This is a genomic window from Vibrio albus (assembly GCF_003144035.1).
Taxonomy (GTDB): Bacteria; Pseudomonadota; Gammaproteobacteria; order Enterobacterales; family Vibrionaceae; genus Vibrio; species Vibrio albus.
Genome location: NZ_QFWT01000003.1, coordinates 109,345 through 128,517 on the forward strand (window position 1 = coordinate 109,345; position 19,173 = coordinate 128,517).

General features: G+C 46.5%; 16 protein-coding genes. 14 read left to right on the forward strand and 2 right to left on the reverse strand.

The features are described 5' to 3' along the window. Window position 1 precedes the first annotated feature (1 nt). The 10 genes from rsxG to nifJ all read left to right on the forward strand — a co-directional run bounded on the left by rsxG (window position 2) and on the right by nifJ (window position 12,340). On the forward strand, window positions 2-634 hold the full coding sequence (gene rsxG / locus DI392_RS06700; protein WP_245883980.1) for an electron transport complex subunit RsxG: 633 nt from the start codon (window positions 2-4) through the stop codon (window positions 632-634). Beyond that, on the forward strand, window positions 624-1,307 hold the full coding sequence (locus DI392_RS06705) for an electron transport complex subunit E (protein WP_109319135.1): 684 nt from the start codon (window positions 624-626) through the stop codon (window positions 1,305-1,307). Before rsxG ends, DI392_RS06705 begins: the two co-directional genes overlap by 11 nt. Window positions 1,308-1,309: 2 nt before the next feature. After that, window positions 1,310-1,576: an RnfH family protein gene (locus DI392_RS06710; RefSeq protein WP_109319136.1), complete on the forward strand. Its 267-nt coding sequence runs from the start codon at window positions 1,310-1,312 to the stop codon at window positions 1,574-1,576. A gap of 262 nt (window positions 1,577-1,838) precedes the next feature. Next, entirely contained in the window at window positions 1,839-2,375 is a 537-nt protein-coding gene (locus tag DI392_RS06715; RefSeq protein ID WP_109319137.1) for a flavodoxin, read from the forward strand. A 282-nt stretch (window positions 2,376-2,657) separates the two neighbouring features. Continuing rightward, on the forward strand, window positions 2,658-2,885 hold the full coding sequence (locus tag DI392_RS06720) for a FeoA family protein (protein WP_109319138.1): 228 nt from the start codon (window positions 2,658-2,660) through the stop codon (window positions 2,883-2,885). Continuing rightward, window positions 2,885-5,167 carry a Fe(2+) transporter permease subunit FeoB gene (gene feoB / locus DI392_RS06725; protein WP_109319139.1) on the forward strand — a complete coding sequence of 761 codons (2,283 nt, stop codon included), beginning with the start codon at window positions 2,885-2,887 and terminating at the stop codon, window positions 5,165-5,167. The genes DI392_RS06720 and feoB overlap by 1 nt, the downstream gene beginning before the upstream one ends. Then, window positions 5,164-5,394 carry a FeoC-like transcriptional regulator gene (locus DI392_RS06730; RefSeq protein WP_109319140.1) on the forward strand — a complete coding sequence of 77 codons (231 nt, stop codon included), beginning with the start codon at window positions 5,164-5,166 and terminating at the stop codon, window positions 5,392-5,394. Before feoB ends, DI392_RS06730 begins: the two co-directional genes overlap by 4 nt. A 227-nt stretch (window positions 5,395-5,621) precedes the next feature. Next, complete coding sequence (locus DI392_RS06735; protein ID WP_109319141.1) at window positions 5,622-6,827, forward strand: EAL and HDOD domain-containing protein; 1,206 nt, start codon at window positions 5,622-5,624, stop codon at window positions 6,825-6,827. Window positions 6,828-7,089: 262 nt separating this feature from the next. Next, the gene (locus DI392_RS06740) at window positions 7,090-8,727 is read left to right on the forward strand and encodes an NAD(P)-binding protein (RefSeq protein WP_109319142.1); all 1,638 of its coding nucleotides are present in this window, start codon (window positions 7,090-7,092) and stop codon (window positions 8,725-8,727) included. A gap of 10 nt (window positions 8,728-8,737) precedes the next feature. Beyond that, window positions 8,738-12,340, forward strand: coding sequence for a pyruvate:ferredoxin (flavodoxin) oxidoreductase (gene nifJ, locus DI392_RS06745; protein ID WP_219930888.1), 3,603 nt, complete (start codon window positions 8,738-8,740; stop codon window positions 12,338-12,340). Window positions 12,341-12,458: 118 nt separating this feature from the next. On the opposite strand, the gene DI392_RS06750 is transcribed toward nifJ, so the two are convergent. Further along, window positions 12,459-13,223, reverse strand: coding sequence for a DNA repair protein (locus tag DI392_RS06750; protein ID WP_109319144.1), 765 nt, complete (start codon window positions 13,221-13,223; stop codon window positions 12,459-12,461). A 255-nt stretch (window positions 13,224-13,478) separates the two neighbouring features. Here DI392_RS06750 and cysB point away from each other — a divergent pair, with 255 nt between their 5' ends. The 3 genes from cysB (at window position 13,479) to DI392_RS06765 (ending at window position 17,228) form a co-directional block, all read left to right on the forward strand. After that, a complete protein-coding gene (gene cysB / locus DI392_RS06755) occupies window positions 13,479-14,456 on the forward strand; it encodes an HTH-type transcriptional regulator CysB (RefSeq protein ID WP_109319145.1) in 978 nt (325 codons plus the stop codon). Window positions 14,457-14,781: 325 nt separating this feature from the next. Further along, on the forward strand, window positions 14,782-15,867 hold the full coding sequence (locus DI392_RS06760; protein ID WP_109319146.1) for an alginate lyase family protein: 1,086 nt from the start codon (window positions 14,782-14,784) through the stop codon (window positions 15,865-15,867). Window positions 15,868-16,010: 143 nt separating this feature from the next. Beyond that, a complete protein-coding gene (locus tag DI392_RS06765; protein ID WP_109319147.1) occupies window positions 16,011-17,228 on the forward strand; it encodes a methyltransferase in 1,218 nt (405 codons plus the stop codon). Window positions 17,229-17,378: 150 nt separating this feature from the next. Here DI392_RS06765 and ald read toward each other — a convergent pair whose 3' ends face one another. Beyond that, on the reverse strand, window positions 17,379-18,503 hold the full coding sequence (ald, locus tag DI392_RS06770) for an alanine dehydrogenase (RefSeq protein WP_109319148.1): 1,125 nt from the start codon (window positions 18,501-18,503) through the stop codon (window positions 17,379-17,381). A gap of 142 nt (window positions 18,504-18,645) precedes the next feature. Between ald and lrp the strand changes: the two genes are divergently transcribed. Next, window positions 18,646-19,140, forward strand: a complete 495-nt coding sequence (gene lrp / locus DI392_RS06775) for a leucine-responsive transcriptional regulator Lrp (RefSeq protein ID WP_109319149.1) — start codon at window positions 18,646-18,648, stop codon at window positions 19,138-19,140. Window positions 19,141-19,173: the final 33 nt, after the last annotated feature.

Below are 19,173 nucleotides of genomic sequence, written 5' to 3' on the forward strand. Positions count from 1 at the left end.
TATGCTGACAATGACAAAAATTGAAGAGTGGAAAGACAATATCTCTTACCAAAGCATTTCATTGGCATTGTTCTGTGGGGTTGCTGCAGGTTTGTTAGCCGCTGTTTATTTCTATACCAAGCCGGTTATCGAACTAAGAGTAGCCGAAGACCAGAATGCGCTGTTAACTCAGGTGTTAGCCGGAGAGCCATTTACGAACGATGTCTTTGCTCAGGGACAGGACATCACGCTGGAAGGTCAGGTTTATCAGATCTTTAGTGTCCAAGGTGAAAATGGAGCTCTGACTCACTACGTCGTTCGTGGTACTGAAGAAGGATATAGTGGTGCAATTCAGTACCTGATCGGTGTTGATACCCGTGGAGTGATAACAGGGGTTCGTATCCTTAGCCACACGGAAACTCCCGGGTTGGGGGATAAAATTGAGCTGGCAAAAAGTGACTGGGTGCTGAGCTTTGATGGTCGTTCTCTGGAAAATACGCCTCTTTGGGCGGTGAAGAAAGACGGTGGGGACTTTGATCAGTTTAGTGGTGCAACCATCACTCCAAGAAGTGTGGTGAGAGGGATTCATAAGGCTATGCTGGCCCTGAAGCAAGCAAGTGCTGAAGAAGACAAGGAGAGTCGTGATGAGCCATGAGAATAGTTACAAAAAAATTGTGAAAGAAGGGTTCTGGGACAACAATATTGTTCTCAGCCAGTGTCTTGCTCTGTGTCCTTTGCTGGCCGTAACCAGTAGCGCAACAAATGGATTAGGGTTGGGGCTGGCCACAACGGCGGTAATGATGGCTTCGAATGTTCTGACCTCGCTGGGTAAAGGCGTTATCAGTAAAGCGGTTAGGATCCCGGTTAATATTATCATTATTGCAACACTGGTAACTCTGATTGATTTTATTCTGAATGCCTGGCTTCACCCTTTGCACAAAGTGTTGGGTCTGTTTATTCCGTTGATTGTTACTAACTGTGCCATTTTAGGCCGTGTAGAATCGTTTGCCAGCCGGTCAGCAGTCTTACCTTCATTAGTGGATGGTGTTGCTATGGGGATTGGGTTTACCTGGGTACTCACTGTTCTGGGTGGGATCCGGGAAGTGATAGGCAGCGGGACGCTGTTTACTAATGCCAGCCTTCTTTTAGGTGATACTTTCTCTTTTCTGGAAGTGACGGTAATTCCTGATTATCGGGGACTCTTGCTGGTTATTCTGCCTCCGGGTGGGTTCCTTATTCTTGGTGCGTGTCTGGGGATAAAGCAGAAAGTAGAGCAGGTTATCAAACGGAAACAGGAAAGTTCGGCTGATCTGTTAGCCAGGGGGTAATAATGAAAGTAAGTGTGGCATATGCGCTTCCAAGTGAGCAGGTATGGTTATCAGTGGAAGTGGAAGAAAACTCGACGCTGATGACTGCGATTCACTCTTCTGGAATACTCAATATGTTTCCGGAGATCGAACTGGATACTCAGAAAGTCGGGGTGTTTGGCAAGATATCTTCTTTAGAAGCAATCCTGAATGAGGGAGACAGAGTTGAAATCTATCGTCCCATTATCTGGCAACCGGATGATGAAGACGATGACGAGGATGACGATTAATCTATCTTAACGCTTCTGGTTTCAGAAACAGTAAATAATATTAAGCAGGTATTGGGCTGGCTTTCATATAAGGAAGACACAGGCCGATACCTGCTTTTGTGATCTAAGTATCAAAACTTATGTCAGAATTGTCACCTTTACGACAAATTGTTTGTTCTATAAATGACCTTTTACTTCCACTCCTTTTAAATCAATAAGTTATGTTTAGGTGTGTCTTTTGCAATATGGTTAATGAAAAATATTCGATTTCAAGGAGCGAAAGATGTCAAAAGTGGGAATTTTCTTCGGTACCGATACTGGTAGTACACGTAAGATTGCGAAAATGATTCAAAAGCAACTAGGGGATGATGTCGCGGCTAAGCCTCTGAACATTAACCGCGTGGACGCGTCCGCATTTGATGAATATGATTATCTTCTTCTGGGTACTCCGACTCTGGGGGAAGGCCAACTGCCGGGAATAGAGTGTGACTGTCAGGCTGAAAGCTGGGCTGAGTTTGTGCCTAACTTTGATGACATTGACCTGTCTGGTAAGAAAGTCGGCCTGTTTGGTCTGGGTGATCAGGTAAACTACCCTGATGAATTTGTCGATGGTTTAGGTGAGCTTTACGATTGTGTGGTTGACTGTGGTGCTGAAGTGGTAGGAAGCTGGCCTACCGATGGTTATGAGTTTAACGAGTCCGCAGCCGTCGATGGTGACAGTTTTGTGGGTCTGGTTATTGATAAAGACAATCAGGCTAGCCTGAGTGATGAGCGTGTAACTGGCTGGGTTGAGCAGATCAAATCTGAGATGGGTCTGTAATCCTAAACGGTATCTCTAGCATTCTCCAGGTAAGGAGGTTGCCGTTTAAATGGCAACCTCCCTCATAATCAAAAGTTCTTTTTTCTGGGTTCTGTTGTTAAGTTAAGAACCATTGATCAAACTCAAATAATCCATCATTTTTTCACGGTCTTTTGAGTATTCAGTCATATTGTTTATCGTTATAATCAGGGAAAGATAATGCTAATTACGAATTGTTTTCATTATTAAGTGTAATGAGAATCATTGCCTTTTTTAATTAGCAATAAGGGTAAGGTAAGTATTATGAAGTTGAGTGAGCTAAATAACGGAAACGTGGCTACCGTTTCCGGATTCTCCGGACTGTCAGGAGAGATAAAGAAAAAACTGATGGTAATGGGAGTATTACCATCCACTGAAATTGAAGTTGTGAGAAGAGCCCCTATGGGAGACCCGATGCAGATAGTGGTTCGGGGTATGTCTCTGGCGGTTCGTAACAGTATTGCGTCACAGATCGAAGTGGAGGTGAAATAATGGCTGCTCAATATAATATTCTAACGGTAGGGAACCCTAACAGCGGTAAAACCACCTTGTTTAATGCACTGACTGGTGCAAAACAGCAGGTAGGTAACTGGGCCGGGGTGACCGTCGAAAAGAAAACGGGTCGTTTTACCCTCGCTGGAGATGACTTTCATCTGACCGACTTACCCGGTATATACTCATTGGATAGTGGCAATGACGCCAATAGTATTGACGAATCAATAGCCTCCAGAGCCGTTCTTACCCATTCTGCTGATTTGATCATTAATGTCGTGGATGCCAGCTGCCTTGAACGTAGCCTGTACACTACCCTTCAGTTGCGCGAGCTGGGGCGTCCGATGGTTGTCATTCTGAATAAGATGGATGTACTGCGTCGGGAAAGGCAGGTACTGGATATTGCTTATCTGGAAAAAGCCCTGGGCTGTCCGGTGATGAGTGTGTCAGCCACGAATGCGCAGGATGTTTCAAAGCTAAAACAAAAATTGCATAAAGCGGTGGTTCAGGGCGTTGCGCTGAATGAAGTTTCCCTTGATTACGGTAAATCTCTGGAGTCAGCTATCCGTTCTCTGTCTGGTATCTGGGACAGTGCTAAGGTTGATGAGCGCGCTTTGGCTATCCGCGCATTAGAGCGTGATGTTTTGGTGCTGAATGCACTATCAGAAACGGATAGAAATACGGTTAACAATGCGGTAGCCGCTATCGATCTGGATATTGACCTACAGGTTGCTGATACTAAGTACACGTATATTCATAATCTGCTGAAAAAAGTACGTAAAACAGAAGGTAAGTTAAGCCGAAGCTTTACTGAAAAAGCCGACAAGGTGTTGCTGAACAAATGGCTTGGTGTACCGTTCTTTTTCATTGTTATGTACCTGATGTTTATGTTCTCAATAAATATCGGTAGTTCTTTTATCGACTTCTTTGATATCGGTGTGGGCGCTCTGCTGGTGGACGGTGGTCATTATCTGCTGGATGATATTCTGCCGGTGTGGCTGGTCACTCTGTTAGCGGACGGTGTCGGTGGCGGTATTCAGACCGTAGCGACTTTCGTTCCGGTTATTGCTGCGCTGTACTTGTTCTTGGCTATGCTGGAAAGTTCCGGCTACATGGCCCGGGCCGCTTTTGTTCTGGACAAAGTGATGCAGAAAATTGGCCTGCCGGGTAAAGCTTTTGTTCCTCTCGTTTTAGGGTTCGGCTGTAACGTACCATCTATTATGGCAACCCGGACACTGGATCAGGAGCGCGAGCGTAAACTCGCAGCGGCGATGGTACCATTCATGTCTTGTGGCGCTCGCCTGCCGGTATACGCGCTGTTTGCAGCAGCGTTTTTCCCGAATAATGGCCAAAATGTCGTGTTTGCCCTATATCTGCTGGGAATTGTGGCGGCAGTAGCGACCGGGCTGTTGCTGAAGAATACGCTGTATCCGGGCCGTAGCGATGCTTTCTTGATGGAAATGCCGGATTACGAAATTCCGACTATGCAGAATGTGTTGATCAAAACCTGGCAGAAATTGAAGCGCTTTGTTCTGGGAGCGGGAAAAACCATTGTGATGGTGGTGACTCTCTTAAGTTTCTTTAACTCCTTAGGAATGGACGGGTCTTTTGGTAACGAAGACAGCAAAAATTCAGTGCTGTCCCGGGCGGCTCAGGTCGTGACACCGGTATTCGCACCGATTGGCGTAGAAAAAGACAACTGGCCGGCAACCGTAGGTATTATCACGGGTGTGTTTGCTAAAGAGGCGGTCGTCGGGACTCTGAATAGCTTATACGCGACATCAGAAGGTGCAGCGGATGCGGCAGAGTATGACCTGTTCGGTAGCCTGGAAGAAGCTGTGATGACGATTCCTGAAAACTTGTTGGGCTTAAGCTTTACCGATCCGCTGGGTATTGAAGTCGGTGACTTGTCTGATGAGTCAGTCGTAGCGGAAGAGCAGCAAGTGGATGCGACTATCTTTGGTAATCTGAAACAGAAATTCGTATCAGCGAATGCGGCCTTTGCTTATCTGATTTTTATCCTGCTTTATACGCCCTGTGTTGCAGCGATGGGGGCATACGTAAAGGACTTTGGTGATAAGTTTGCGGCGTTTATTGCAAGCTATACTATGTTGCTGGCTTATACCGGAGCTGCTTTTTATCATAACCTGACGCACTTTGGTATGCATCCGGTTACCAGCTCTGTGTGGATAACTGTCGTACTGGGTATCTGGGGGGGGACGTATTTGTGCCTGAAAAAACAGGGGCAGAAGAAACCGCAGGGAGAAATGGTGTCGTTATGATCATCTCCGAGCTAAAAAACTATATTCAGCAACACCGAGGTATATCCCGGGATGAACTGGCAAGACATTTTGCTCTGAGTGAAGATGGAGTCGATGCCATGATGGATATATGGATTCGCAAAGGAAAAATCTCTAAAACGATTGATCTGGATAAACAGCGGAATATCAAAACCGTCCGGTACAGCTGCATTGAGCCGGGTGGAATACCATTAACCGTCATTAATTGACCCGTATCTCATTGGAAAAAGCCTGTCAGTTATCTTACTGACAGGCTTTTTTTGTCACATTTTTAAGATATAGACCATCAAGTTTCATGGTTGTTGAAAAATTATCGTATACAATGATCACGGATTTTGAGCTTGTGAAAAAATATAACGGGTATTATGATTCGCACCCTGTCAATATATAAGAAAATAAATCACCCCCCCTTTGATTGTGATATCGGTTCTATTTTATGAAATATTCGTATGTCGCCAGACAACCTATTCTGGATAGAAATAAAAATACAATTGCATATGAATTGTTGTTTCGAGATGGTCCGGAGAATTCTTTTCCTGTTATACAACCAGAGCTGGCAACGAGTCGTTTGTTGATCGAGCAGTTTCTTACGTATCAGTGTACCTGTCTTAGCGACAAAAAAGGGTTTGTGAATTTCTCTTACGCAAGCATTCTGAATCAAACCCCGCTTTTATTTCCAAAAGAAAAAATGGTTGTGGAAGTTCTTGAAGACAGTCAGCCAACGGATGATCTTTTACGCGAAATTCGGTCACTAAAATCGCTGGGGTATCACATTGCGCTGGATGATTTTATACCATCTGCTGATTGGAACCGTTTTCTTCCTTTTGTTGACATCATTAAATTGGATATCCGGCAGATTTCTATCCCGAAAGCCGCTCTTTTTATCAAAAAACTGAGGGAGACCAATATTCAGTTTCTTGCCGAGAAAGTAGAAACGTATGAGGAGTTTGATAAGGCCTGTAATGTCGGTTTTGATTATTTTCAGGGGTACTTTTTTGGTAAGCCAGAGATCATAGAAAAAAGAGCCATTAAGTCTGCCTTCAATACTATTATTGAATTATTTCAACGAATCTCTGAAGAAGTTATTGATTTTCATGAAGTTGAGAAACTTGTCGCTTCCGATGTAACGCTTTCTTTTAAGCTATTGCGTTATGTTAATGCTTCTTCCTCTGTTAAAACTGAAATCAGCTCTTTCCGCCAGGCGCTGGCTTATCTGGGTGAAGACAGAGTCAGAAAGTTTGTCTCTCTTGTTGCTCTCGCGACGGTGAATGAAGAAAAACCAGAGTCTCTTTATAACCTTTCGATTCAGAGGGCCCGGTTCTGTGAGCTGGTTATGAAAGCGATGGGAAGCACAGAGCACGGTGGCAAGGGGTTCTTATGTGGTATGTTTTCATTGCTGGATTCGCTACTTGATCAGGATCTGAAAAGTATTACCGAGTCGCTGCCGGTGTGCCGCGATATTCGGTCAGCCTTAATAAATAATGAGGGGGTTCTGGGGCAGGTGCTGTGTCTGGTTATGGCAATAGAAAAAGCTGACTGGGGTACGGCGATGGCTCTGGAGGAAGCATTAAATTTGCCAATAGGTACCGTTTCGGATGCTTATCAGCACTCAATTTGTTGGACAGATGAAGTATTTGGCTAGGGCGCAACACGCCCTAGGGTATCACTTTTGATCAATTCTCCAGGCCGATTCGTGCCACTACAATAAAATCTACGCATACAGTTATTTGGTTGCGCATAAAGAAGTTTGGACAACGTCAAACTTATTTCTCCAGGAATGTCTATAGTGTTAAACGTATTTTAGATTTTTCTAATTTTAATGCGCTGTAACCAGATACATCAAAAAGCCTCTGCATAAGCGGTCGGAGCTGCGAGCTAATCCAACCAAAAGGTAGAACATCACTATGCGTACACCACTGAAAGATATGACGTTGCCACCGGATCTTTCCGTTAAGAAGGGCACGGGTCCGGTAAGAACTCACTTTCCTGTTTATTCCAATTCGATCCCTCCGTGTAATTTTGCCTGTCCGACCGGAAGTAACATCCAGCAATGGCTGTCTCTGGCGAAGGAGAAGCGTTACGAAGAGGCGTTTCAGGAATTAGTGCTAAATAACCCTCTTCCGGCTGTGCACGGTCGGGTGTGCTACCACCCTTGTGAAAATGCCTGTAACCGGACTAACGTCGATCAATCGGTAAGCATCCATGCTGTTGAACGTTTTCTTGGAGATAAAGCGTTAGAGGAAGGCTGGCCGGTTCGCTTCGAGGCGAAACCGACAGGTAAGCGTGTTTTGATTGTCGGTGCCGGGCCAAGTGGATTAGCGGCGGCTTATCACCTTAAGCGCAAAGGGCATGATGTCGAAATTCATGAATCCGCCCCAATGGCGGGGGGAATGATGTTGTTTGGGATACCGGCGTATCGTTTACCCAGAGATGTTCTGAATAAAGAAATCAGACGTATTGAAGAGATGGGGGTACGCATCGTACTTAATCATACCGTGGAAAATCTGCTGGCTGAAAAGGTCTCTGGCCAGTTTGACGCGGTATTTATCGCTATCGGGGCACATGTGGGCCGTGGGGCCGATATTCCCAGTGAGGAGCATAACAGTACCTATGAAGCGGTGTCCTATTTGCGCAGTAATGAGATGGGAGAAGCCCCAGAGCTAGGCAGGCGTGTTGTGGTCTACGGTGGAGGGAATACCGCGATGGATGCTGCAAGAACCGCTCGGCGTAAAGGCTCGGAAGTGACTGTGGTGTACCGGCGTGATCGGGAGCATATGCCGGCCCATGATTTTGAATGTCAGGAAGCCATGGATGAAGGGGTAAAATTTTTCTGGCTCAGAACCATTAATCAGATTGAGGAAACGACTTTTACGCTGGAAAAAATGGAGCTGAACGACGACGGTTACCCGATGCCCTGTGGCGAATATGAATCGGTTGAGGCGGACTCACTGATTTTGGCTCTGGGACAGAATATTGATTCGAAGTTAACCCGGAACCTGCCCGGGGTCGAGCATAAGCGGGGCGGCATTTTAACGGTCAGTGATCAGATGATGACCGGTTATACCGGCATATTTGCCGGTGGTGACATGGTGCCCAGTGAGAGAACCGTCACTATCGCCGTCGGGCACGGCAAGAAAGCCGCAGCCCATATTGATGCGTATCTGCATGGTCGGACTTATCACAAGGAGCAAAAACAGCCACTGGTCAGTTACGAGCAGCTCCACCTCTGGTACAAGACTGATGCGGATCAGAAAGAACAGCCGGCAATGGCTCCTGAGATACGATCCGCGAATTTTGATGAAGTCGTCGGAGGATTAACGGAAGAAGAAGCCTTCTATGAAACCCAGCGTTGTTACTCCTGCGGTAACTGCTTTGAATGTGACGGTTGCTATGGTGCCTGCCCTAATGGAGCCATCATGAAATTAGGTAAAGGCAAGGGGTATCAGATTGATTATGACAAGTGTACCGGTTGCAGTGCCTGCTATGCCCAGTGTCCTTGCCATGCGATTGAAATAGTCGATGCGGAAGCGAACCCATACTAAGGAGTGGATGATGAATGATAATAACCAGGCCGTCATGCACACATGTGACGGAAATGAAGCTGCAGCCTATATTGCTTACCGGGTAAGTGAAGTCTGCGGTATTTACCCTATCACGCCTTCATCGACTATGGCGGAATTTGCTGATCAGTGGGCCGCTGAAGGAAAGACCAATATTTGGGATAATATTCCGCTGATCGCCGAAATGCAGAGTGAAGGTGGTGCGGCTGGTACTGTCCATGGGGCGTTGCAAAGTGGGGCTCTGACGACGACGTTTACGGCCTCTCAGGGGCTGATGCTGATGTTGCCCAATATGTACAAAATTGCTGGGGAGCTGACTTCTACCGTATTCCATGTGGCAGCCCGTTCTCTGGCTGCTCAGGGGCTGTCTATTTTTGGTGATCATCAGGATGTGATGGCCGCCCGCGGAACCGGGTTTGCCTTACTTGCGTCTTCATCTGTACAGGAAGCGCATGATCTGGCTCTGATAGCACATGCGTCAACGTTGCAGTCACGCATTCCTTTTCTGCATTTCTTTGACGGGTTCCGGACCTCTCATGAGGTGAACAAAATCAGTCTGGTGCCGGATTCTGTGATACGCGATCTGATATCCGATCAGTTAGTCCGGGAACACCGGGAAAGAGGGCTCAGACCGGATATGCCGTTTATCCGTGGAACCGCACAGAACCCGGATGTGTATTTTCAGGCGCGGGAAACCGTAAACCCCTTTTATAGGTCAACACCGGACATCGTTCAGGCCAGTATGGACAAGTTTGCCGGGCTGACCGGGAGACAGTATCAGCTCATGGAGTACACCGGAGCTCCTGATGCAGAGCATATTGCCATTGCTATGGGGTCGGGGGTGGAGACCATCAAAGAAACGGTGGATTATCTGACCGGGCAAGGTGAGAAAGTAGGGGTTATACAGGTGCATCTGTACCGGCCATTGTCGGCTAAACATCTGCTGGATGCGATTCCGAACACCGTAAAAAATATCGCGGTTCTCGATCGTACAAAAGAAACCGGCGCAAACGGCGATCCCCTGTATCAGGACGTGCTGACGGCTCTGGTCGAGAATGCTGAGCGGTTTACGACATTTCCCAAACTGGTTGCCGGCCGCTACGGATTGTCCAGTAAGGAATTTACTCCGGCCATGGTGAAGGCGGTATATGACAACCTGAAATCAGAGAGCACCAAACAGCACTTCACAGTGGGTATTATTGATGATGTCTGCCACTCTCATCTGGATGTCGATGACGGTTTTGATATTGAACCGGGTACAGTGGTACGGGCTCTGTTCTATGGGCTAGGGGCTGATGGAACCGTTGGGGCCAACAAAAATACCATCAAGATCATTGGTGACGATCCGGAGTATTTCGCTCAGGGTTACTTTGTGTATGACTCCAAGAAATCCGGCTCCAAGACAGAGTCACATCTTCGGTTTGGTAATCATCCGATTAACAGCCCGTATCTTATTCAGTCAGCTAATTTTATCGCCTGCCATCAGGCTAACTTTGTTGAAACGACCGATATGTTGGCTAAAGCCGCAACCGGTTCGACGTTTCTTCTGAACAGTTCAGAGACAAAAGAGGCTGTCTGGGATTCTCTTCCTAAGCGCATGCAGGCTCAGTTGATTGAAAAGCAGATGAGCTTTTATGTGATTGACGCTTATAAAGTGGCGCGGGAAACCGGCATGGGAAGCCGGATAAATACCATCATGCAAACCTGTTTCTTTGCGTTGTCCGGCGTTATGGATAAAGAAACGGCCATTGGTAAAATTAAACAGGCGATTGAAAAAACCTATTCACGTAAAGGTGCTGCGCTGGTACAGAAAAACTATACGGCCGTCGATCAGGCACTGGCGAACCTGTATCAGGTAGAGGTGCCAGATACGATTTCATCCAGAGTAACAGTAAAAGATTCTGTTGCAGAAAACGCGCCTGATTTTGTGAAACAGGTGACAGCAGAAATGATCCGGGGTAAAGGCGACCTTATTCCTGTTTCTATGTTACCGGCAGACGGCACGTATCCGTCAGCAACCAGTAAATGGGAGAAACGTAATATTGCCCAGCGCATCCCGATATGGGAATCGGAGGCGTGTATTCAGTGCGGTAACTGCAGCATGATTTGTCCTCATGCGGCGATTCGGGCCAAGTTTTATGATAAGTCATTGCTGGACGATGCACCGGACGGCTATAAATCTGCAGGCATTACAGCTCGTGGTTTTCCTGACACCCGGTATACACTTCAGGTCTATGCAGAAGACTGCACCGGATGCGGGCTCTGTGTGGAAGCCTGTCCGGTTCAGACGCCGGTGGAGGAGAGTGATCAGGTCCGTAAAGCGATCAATATGGAGCTGAAAGCCCCTCACCTGGAAACAGAGAAAGAGAGTCTGACGTTTTTTGAAACCATCCCTTATAATGATCGCTCCAGAGTGGATTTTTCTCATGTGCGTGGCGTGCAGTTCCTTGAGCCCCTGTTTGAGTTTTCCGGGGCCTGCTCAGGGTGCGGGGAAACGCCTTACCTTAAACTGGCGTCGCAACTGTTTGGTGATCGCATGATGGTGGCGAATGCCACTGGCTGTTCATCCATTTATGGGGGTAACCTGCCGACAACGCCATGGGCGCAAAACAGTGCCGGTAGGGGACCAGCCTGGTCGAATTCTCTGTTTGAGGATAACGCGGAATTTGGTTTTGGTTTCAGTCTGGCTGCTGTGAAGCAGAATGAGTGGGCAAAACAGCTGTTGAAGCAGCAAAGAGGCCAGTTGGAACCCTTGCTGGTCGATCAGCTTCTGCATGCAGATCAGGTGACGGAATCGGACATTCAGGCGCAGATCAAGCGGGTGGAAGAACTGAAACAGCAACTGAGGAATATCGGCACCAATGATGCACATAATCTGATTTCAGTGGCTGACCAGTTGATCCGGCGTTCTATCTGGATCGTCGGTGGGGATGGCTGGGCTTATGATATAGGTGCCGGAGGTCTGGATCATGTCATTGCCAGCGGTGCGGATGTGAATGTGCTGGTGATGGATACGGAGGTGTACTCCAATACGGGCGGACAGATGTCTAAATCGACCCCGTTAGGAGCCGTTGCTAAGTTTGCAGCCGCTGGTAAGAGTGCCAGTAAGAAGGACATCGCCCTGCAGGCTATTTCGTACAACAATGTGTATGTGGCCAGAATCGCGATTGGCGCTGATCCACAGCAGGCTTTGTTTGCCATGCGGGAGGCCGAAGCATACCGTGGGCCGTCTTTAATTATTGCGTATAGCCACTGTATTGCTCATGGTATTAATATGAACGACGGGCGACGTCAGCAGCTTCTGGCGGTTAAATCTGGACACTGGCCTCTGTTCCGCTATAACCCGGCACTAAGAGAGTCGGGTCGTAACCCATTCTCGCTGGATACCCTGCGGCCAAGTATTCCGTTGGAAGAGTACCGGATGAATGAAGCCCGTTACCGGGTATTGCATGATACCGATCCGGTGGAAGCGGAAAAGGTACTGGCTCGGGCTCAGAGGGTGGCAGAGCAGAAATGGCAGTTTTATGAAGAATTAGCCATGCGTCCGGATGGTTCGGTTGCTCCGCATATCGAGCATGTCATTCAGCCAAGGTAATATCAACCTAACTGATCCAGAGTTATAAACTTTGAAAGTAAAAAAGCGGGCACCTTTTAAGGTGCCCGCTTTTTATTCTGTTAGCAATGGTCTGATCAGGCAGTTCAGAGTGATTGGGTTACCATTTTTTCTTCTCACCAAACAGCTGTTCCATATCGCTGTCGCGTTCTTTTTCTTCCATTGCCAGCACTTCTTCTGCGTTCTGATCTTTTTTGTTCTGATCCAGCTCTTCAAGCATTGAGGTGAGTTTTTCTTTTGCCTGAACAGAATAACTGTCATTTTTTGAAGACAGTACATCAATCCCTTTTTTCAGTAACTGGCGTGCCGTACCGACCTGGTTGCGTACGACGGCTTCGTTAGCCCGCTTAATGACATTTTCAATATTGATGCGGATCTGGATGGTTTCCAGGCGGGCGTTTTCTGCGACATAGGCCTGAGTATTGAAACGGCCTTTGTTATGTTCGCTACGGATGGTATCACGCAGGCGTTTGACCAGTTTCAGCATAATAATCGCTTGTTTATCGCTGCCGGGAACTTTAAAAGACGTACTTTCACCACCTGAAAAATTGTCTTTTAGCTGCTGAACCTGTGCCTTCATGTTTTCTACCCGCTGCTGTAATTGACGGTTTTTAGGATCAAGTTCCATCATGCTTTCCAGCGCGTCCAGAATTCGTTGGTTCAGGCAGATAAGCAGATCCTGACTGAAAGGAAGGTGATGGGCATTACCGATAAGGTCTTCAGTAGCATCGATAATGGCTAAATAACGAGCGGATTCTTGTTTTTTGACCGCTTCAACCTTCGTCTTGTATTGAAGCATGACGTTATATCCGATGATCAATACAAAAAGAATCGCGATAAGTGCGATAATTAAACCAATACTCATATCTATTGACGTCTATATTCTGATTCCAATGGCTGAAACTAGGATACACTATTCGCTACTGTGTCTGTACCCATGTTTATAACGTTTTTATTATTTCTGCTTGAATTTCTTAAGGTAAGTCTAATTACTGACAATTATTACCTACGGTATCGGGACAGATAATGTATAGGTAATATTGATTATCTCTTTACGCGATAGCCCGTTATAACTATTATTTATATATAACGTCAAATGGTAATAGGTGCAGGAAGCAAGATGAAACTACAACAGCTCAAATACATTGTTGAGGTGGTTAATCATAACCTCAATGTCTCAGCGACAGCAGAAAATTTGTATACGTCGCAGCCTGGGATCAGTAAGCAGGTTCGCCTGCTCGAAGACGAGCTTGGTGTGCAGATTTTTGAGCGTAGCGGTAAGCATTTGACGCAGATAACGCCAGCCGGTGAAGATATTGTCCGCATTTCGAGAGAAATATTGTCACGGGTTGAGAGTATTAAAGCCGTTGCCGGCGAACATACGAACCCTGAAGCAGGTACGCTCAATATATCCACTACGCATACACAGGCACGGTATGCATTACCGGATGTTATAAAAGGTTTTACCAAGCGGTATCCGAAAGTTTCTCTGCACATGCATCAGGGAACGCCATCTCAGATGTCAGAATCCGTTGCCAAGGGGACGGCCAACTTTGCTATAGCAACAGAGGCGCTGCACTTGTATCAGGATGTTGTTATGCTGCCTTGTTATCACTGGAACCGCTCAATTGTTGTTACTCAGGATCATCCTCTGGCGAAGAAAAGGGACAATATTACCATTGAAGATCTGGCTGCCTATTCGCTGGTAACCTATGTATTCGGTTTTACCGGTCGCTCTCAGCTTGACCATGCCTTCAATAAAGCCGGGCTGACGCCGAGAATTGTGTTTACCGCCACGGACGCCGATGTGATTAAAACGTATGTTCGTATGGGAATTGGTGTCGGAGTGATTGCCAGCATGGCTATTGATGAGGAGATGGATAAAGATCTGGTTGTTATCGATGCCAGCCATATTTTTGGTTCCAGTACTACCAGTATCGGTTTCCGTAAGGGCACTTTCCTGCGCTCTTATATGTTTGACTTTATGGAGCGGTTCGCGCCTCACCTGACCCGCCCAGTCGTTGAACAGGCTATCGCACTTAAAAATAACGACGAAATACAAGAGATGTTCAAGGATATTGAACTGCCAGTGCGATAACCTTTTGTTGTCTTTTTCTTCCCCAGACATACATCCCCCTGTCATTTTTATCATGAGCCCATCTGGTTTCAGGTTGGGGGGAAGTGTGTTTGTACGTGATAAATAGGATGTAACCTTAATTTTTAATCTGACTGTTTTTTTATTTTTCGTAAGGTTTCGGGCAGAGTAAAGTGATCAGGCTTAGGCTGAAGTCTTTAAATTTCGCCCAAAACTCCAAAGTTCATCGCACAATACGTACATGAATAATCAAAGAATTGAAACGCCTTTTTATTATCTGTTTTTGCAGGATGGCTAACATCCATAGTAATAATAAAAAGGAGACTTCATGACAATCCGTACCTTTACGACTCAACTTGCGACTCTGGCTATCGCTATCACCAGCACTTATGCCGTTGCAGCTGACTACCCCAACCTAATTGTTCATCAGGAAGCGACGAATAGTCTTCAAGCTGACATCAAAACCAGAGCCCATACTTCTTTCCAGGATTGGATTCTGACACCTGCTAATCAGGCGCTGGAGCTTGAGCCGCAGCATTTTCCACATGTTTCTTATGAGCGGAAACAGTTAAAGAAAGTCGTTGATGGTATCTATTCTCTGACGTTGGCCTGGCACCTCAGTGAAGACGATAAGCTAAAAAAAGTCTATCAGGAAAAAGCCAGCGAACTGATCGTCAGTATTGCCAACTCGATAAGCCCTGGCTCACATACTCCAAATGAATCGATTCTACTGCCTGTTTATGAAGCGTATTCCATTATTCGCTCTGAAATGCCTCAGGATGCACAACAAACAGTTAATGAATGGCTCAAGCGCCAAGCCGGTTACTTTAAGAATTACAAGCTCACTGGCACTTTAATCAAAAACAATTGGGAAAATGTTCGATTAGCTATCCTGTTTGATTTGGCAATGCTGCTTTCTGATGAGAGTCTGTATCAGTTCTCGGTTGAGGCATTAAAAGCCTTTGTCGCGGTTAATATCGAGCCAGACGGAAAAACCAATGATTTCATGAATCGTGATGCTTTGACTTATCACGCCTACAATCAGCAATATTACGCACGAATTTTGCGGGCGGTTTATCTGTATAAAGGTGAAGAAGCAGCGCTAGATCTGTACAAATATAAGGTACAAGGCCACGGTAGTATTGAGGATGCCTATCAGTTCTGGGTGCCTTACTTCAAACAACCTTCAGAGAAAACTCACATTGAATTTGTCAACACAGGCTGGAAGCCTGACTTGAAGCGTGGTGACGCCAATAAACCTTATGATCCTAAAGCAACGGTTTATGCTATGGCACATATGATTGCCATGGAAAAAGAAGCCTTTGATTTTATTAAAACTGTAGTCCCGGACACAGAGCCGCATACACTCAGATTAAGTACCTGGCTGAACTATTCACTGCATTCCGGCCGATAATTTTGCTGGTATACATTATGCTAATGTCAGGCTCGCCATTTTGGCGGGCCTTGTTGTTTTTACCGCAGCACGGGTTTCTGTGATAGCCTACTGCGGTTTGAATCTTACGAGCCACTGTTCAATGTCAGTGTGGTACTAAAGGTATGCTATCAATATTTCAGAAACTGGATTCTCTTCTAGTTGCACACCGGGGTTTATGGTGTGTTGAGCCTTTTCATCAAAGTCGTTTTGACTCTCTGCCCTGGCAACAGGCTTTGCCAGAACTGTGTTGTTGGCTGGATGAGTTATCACCCCGGGAAATAGAACACTATAAAAATGATACCCAGGCTCTATCCGATGCAACAGAGTGCTTTCTTCCGGAATTAAATACCATAAAGCGGATGGCCGCACTTAGCGCTGAATCGGAAGTTGAACTTTCCTTTCCTAAGGGACTTAATAACGGTATTCCCGGAAGAAAGCTAAAGCAGATTAGTGCTATGGGTGCGTTTTCTCTTAAGCATCATACTGGCAGCCAATGGCTGGAGTGGTGTTCAGGAAAAGGCTATTTAGGGCGTATCCTTGCCCATCACTCTGGTAAACCCGTAACCAGCTTTGAGTGGCAGAGTTCACTGTGTGCGGCCGGACAGCAGGAAGCGGACGCTATGTCCCTGCCAATGACCTTTATTCAGGGAGACGCACTTTCTTCAGAAGCAGGACAGGTGTTTAAGAAAGAGCAACATGCTGTGGCTTTGCATGCCTGTGGTGACCTGCATGTGAATCTGTTAAAGCGTGTGGTAGAGCGAAAGCTGCCAGCGGTAACGATATCTCCCTGTTGCTACCACCTGATTCAGTCTGATCATTATCAGCCATTGTCTGAAGCCGCCAGAAGCGCAGCGTTGAGCATGACAAAGCCAGAGTTGAGCATTCCGCTACAGGAAACCGTTACGGGAGGCGACAGAGTTAAACGTCATCGCCATCAGGAAATGGTATACCGTCTAGGCTTGGATCTACTGTTACGGGCTGAGGGTGGTCAGACAGAATACCAGCCGGTACCCAGCATTAAAAAGTCCAGCCTTGCGGCCGGCTTTGAGCATTTCTGCCGTTGGGCGGCAGACAAAAAAGACTTTGAGTTACCTCAGGCAGATTTTGCTTTCTGGGAAAAGGAAGGAGAAAAACGTTTCTGGCAGATGGAGAAGCTTAGCCTGGTTCAGCAGCTATTCCGGAGAACTCTGGAGTTATGGTTAGTGTTCGACCGAGTGTTATTTTTGCAGGAAAATGGCTATAGGGTATCCGTCTCCGAGTTTTGTGAGAGGGAAGTAACCCCGAGGAATATTTTGATCCATGGTGAGAGGGAAGAAAGAGTACAGAGCGCTTCGCTTTAAGATTACAGAAAAACAAGGTGTAAGGGTTAAACATCCAAAAGCAGGGACATGCTATGGTTCCCCGAAACTTGTCTGACGCATGATCTGAATTAATCCTCAAGCGATACATTCTGTAGTCTGTATTCTCTAAGCGAAGCGCTCTGTAATCTACTAACTCACCATCCGTATCGCTTTCTCCGCATCCGTATAGTCTAAATTAAGTGCCTTTGCGACCGGTTCACAGGTCACCATACCGTGAATAACATTTAACCCTTTCAGAAAGCCTTTATCTTCAAGCAGAACGTTACGGTATCCCTTATCCGCCAGTTTCAGGATATACGGCAGGGTGGCGTTGTTCAAAGCGAAGGTTGACGTTCTGGCAACGGCTCCGGGCATGTTAGCCACACAGTAGTGGACGATACCCTCGATTATAAAGGTAGGGTTATCGTGTGTGGTCGGGTGGGACGTTTCAAAACAGCCACCCTGATCAATTGCGACATCAACAAGAGCGGTACCCGGCTTCATCTTGCTGACATGCTCACGAGTAACCAGCTTAGGCGCAGCGGCTCCCGGGATCAGAACTGCACCGATAACCAGATCGGCGTGCAGCAAATGTTCGTCGATCGCTTCTTTGGTTGAGAACAGCAGTTTGGCTCTGCCCCGGAACTCGCTGTCCAGCTTACGCAGCGTATTCACATTTTTGTCGAACAGAGTGACATCAGCCCTAAGGCCAACGGCCATTCTGGCTGCATTAGAGCCAACGACACCACCACCAAGAATAACGACTTTGGCGGGAGCGACACCAGAAACACCACTGATAAGAATACCGTTTCCACCGTGAGACTTCTCCATAGAGGATGCTCCTGATTGAACAGACATTCGCCCCGCAACTTCAGACATTGGTGCTAATAGTGGCAGTCTACCCATATTATCTGTTACAGTCTCATAGGCTATGCAGACGGCTTTACTCCTGATAAGCTCTTTTGTCTGTGAAAAATCTGGCGCGAGGTGCAGATAAGTAAACAAGATTTGTCCTTCGCGAAGCATAGCTCGCTCTACCGGTTGGGGTTCTTTGACCTTTACAATCATCTCTGCTTTGGCAAAGATTGCTGAAGCAGAGGGAAGAATGGATGCACCCGAGGCGATGTAATCATCGTCAGAGAAACCGATGCCGGCACCGGCATTCGTTTCAACATAGACTTGGTGGCCATGGGAGACAACCTCTCTAACGCTAGCAGGAATCATTCCCACGCGGTATTCGTGGTTTTTGATTTCTTTTGGTACGCCAATAATCATCCTGACTCCTTAGTTATTGTACTGTGTGGAGTGAATTCGTTGACCTTGTATCAAGTATAGACGAATAAGTAACGGTTTGATTTTTATAAAATAATAGGTTGTAGAATATACAATTGCAAGGAAGTAATAAGGTGGAATAAAAATGGCAGACGATTTTAAAAAACCGTCCAAGGAACTTGATCGCATTGATCGCAATATTCTAAATGAGCTGCAAAAAGACGGAAGAATTTCCAATGTAGAACTCTCCAAACGCGTGGGGTTATCCCCGACACCGTGTCTGGAACGTGTTCGCCGACTTGAACGTCAGGGTTATATTATGGGCTACACGGCACTGCTGAATCCGCAGTACCTGGATGCCTCACTTCTCGTTTTTGTTGAAATCACTCTTAACCGTGGTACACCGGACGTATTTGAACAGTTTAATATCGCAGTACAGAAGCTGGATGATATCCAGGAATGTCATCTGGTATCAGGCGATTTCGATTACCTTCTTAAAACCCGTGTGTCTGACATGAGTGCGTACCGTAAACTACTGGGTGATACGCTGCTGCGTCTGCCTGGTGTAAACGACACTCGTACTTACGTGGTTATGGAAGAGGTGAAACAGACGAATCAGCTAGTGATCCAAACCCGTTAATCCGGAGGGCTGCCATTTGGCAGCTCTGAAACC

What these genes read in the sequence shown, in the direction of transcription:
- lrp (WP_109319149.1), top strand. Translation starts at nt 18,646, where the DNA reads ATGGCAGACGATTTTAAAAAACCGTCCAAGGAACTTGATCGCATTGAT.
- DI392_RS06740 (WP_109319142.1), top strand. Translation starts at nt 7,090, where the DNA reads ATGCGTACACCACTGAAAGATATGACGTTGCCACCGGATCTTTCCGTT.
- DI392_RS06735 (WP_109319141.1), top strand. Translation starts at nt 5,622, where the DNA reads ATGAAATATTCGTATGTCGCCAGACAACCTATTCTGGATAGAAATAAA.
- DI392_RS06710 (WP_109319136.1), top strand. Translation starts at nt 1,310, where the DNA reads ATGAAAGTAAGTGTGGCATATGCGCTTCCAAGTGAGCAGGTATGGTTA.
- DI392_RS06750 (WP_109319144.1), bottom strand. Translation starts at nt 13,223, where the DNA reads ATGAGTATTGGTTTAATTATCGCACTTATCGCGATTCTTTTTGTATTG.
- nifJ (WP_219930888.1), top strand. Translation starts at nt 8,738, where the DNA reads ATGAATGATAATAACCAGGCCGTCATGCACACATGTGACGGAAATGAA.
- DI392_RS06760 (WP_109319146.1), top strand. Translation starts at nt 14,782, where the DNA reads ATGACAATCCGTACCTTTACGACTCAACTTGCGACTCTGGCTATCGCT.
- DI392_RS06705 (WP_109319135.1), top strand. Translation starts at nt 624, where the DNA reads ATGAGCCATGAGAATAGTTACAAAAAAATTGTGAAAGAAGGGTTCTGG.
- DI392_RS06730 (WP_109319140.1), top strand. Translation starts at nt 5,164, where the DNA reads ATGATCATCTCCGAGCTAAAAAACTATATTCAGCAACACCGAGGTATA.
- rsxG (WP_245883980.1), top strand. Translation starts at nt 2, where the DNA reads ATGCTGACAATGACAAAAATTGAAGAGTGGAAAGACAATATCTCTTAC.
- ald (WP_109319148.1), bottom strand. Translation starts at nt 18,503, where the DNA reads ATGATTATTGGCGTACCAAAAGAAATCAAAAACCACGAATACCGCGTG.
- DI392_RS06720 (WP_109319138.1), top strand. Translation starts at nt 2,658, where the DNA reads ATGAAGTTGAGTGAGCTAAATAACGGAAACGTGGCTACCGTTTCCGGA.
- DI392_RS06715 (WP_109319137.1), top strand. Translation starts at nt 1,839, where the DNA reads ATGTCAAAAGTGGGAATTTTCTTCGGTACCGATACTGGTAGTACACGT.
- DI392_RS06765 (WP_109319147.1), top strand. Translation starts at nt 16,011, where the DNA reads ATGCTATCAATATTTCAGAAACTGGATTCTCTTCTAGTTGCACACCGG.
- feoB (WP_109319139.1), top strand. Translation starts at nt 2,885, where the DNA reads ATGGCTGCTCAATATAATATTCTAACGGTAGGGAACCCTAACAGCGGT.
- cysB (WP_109319145.1), top strand. Translation starts at nt 13,479, where the DNA reads ATGAAACTACAACAGCTCAAATACATTGTTGAGGTGGTTAATCATAAC.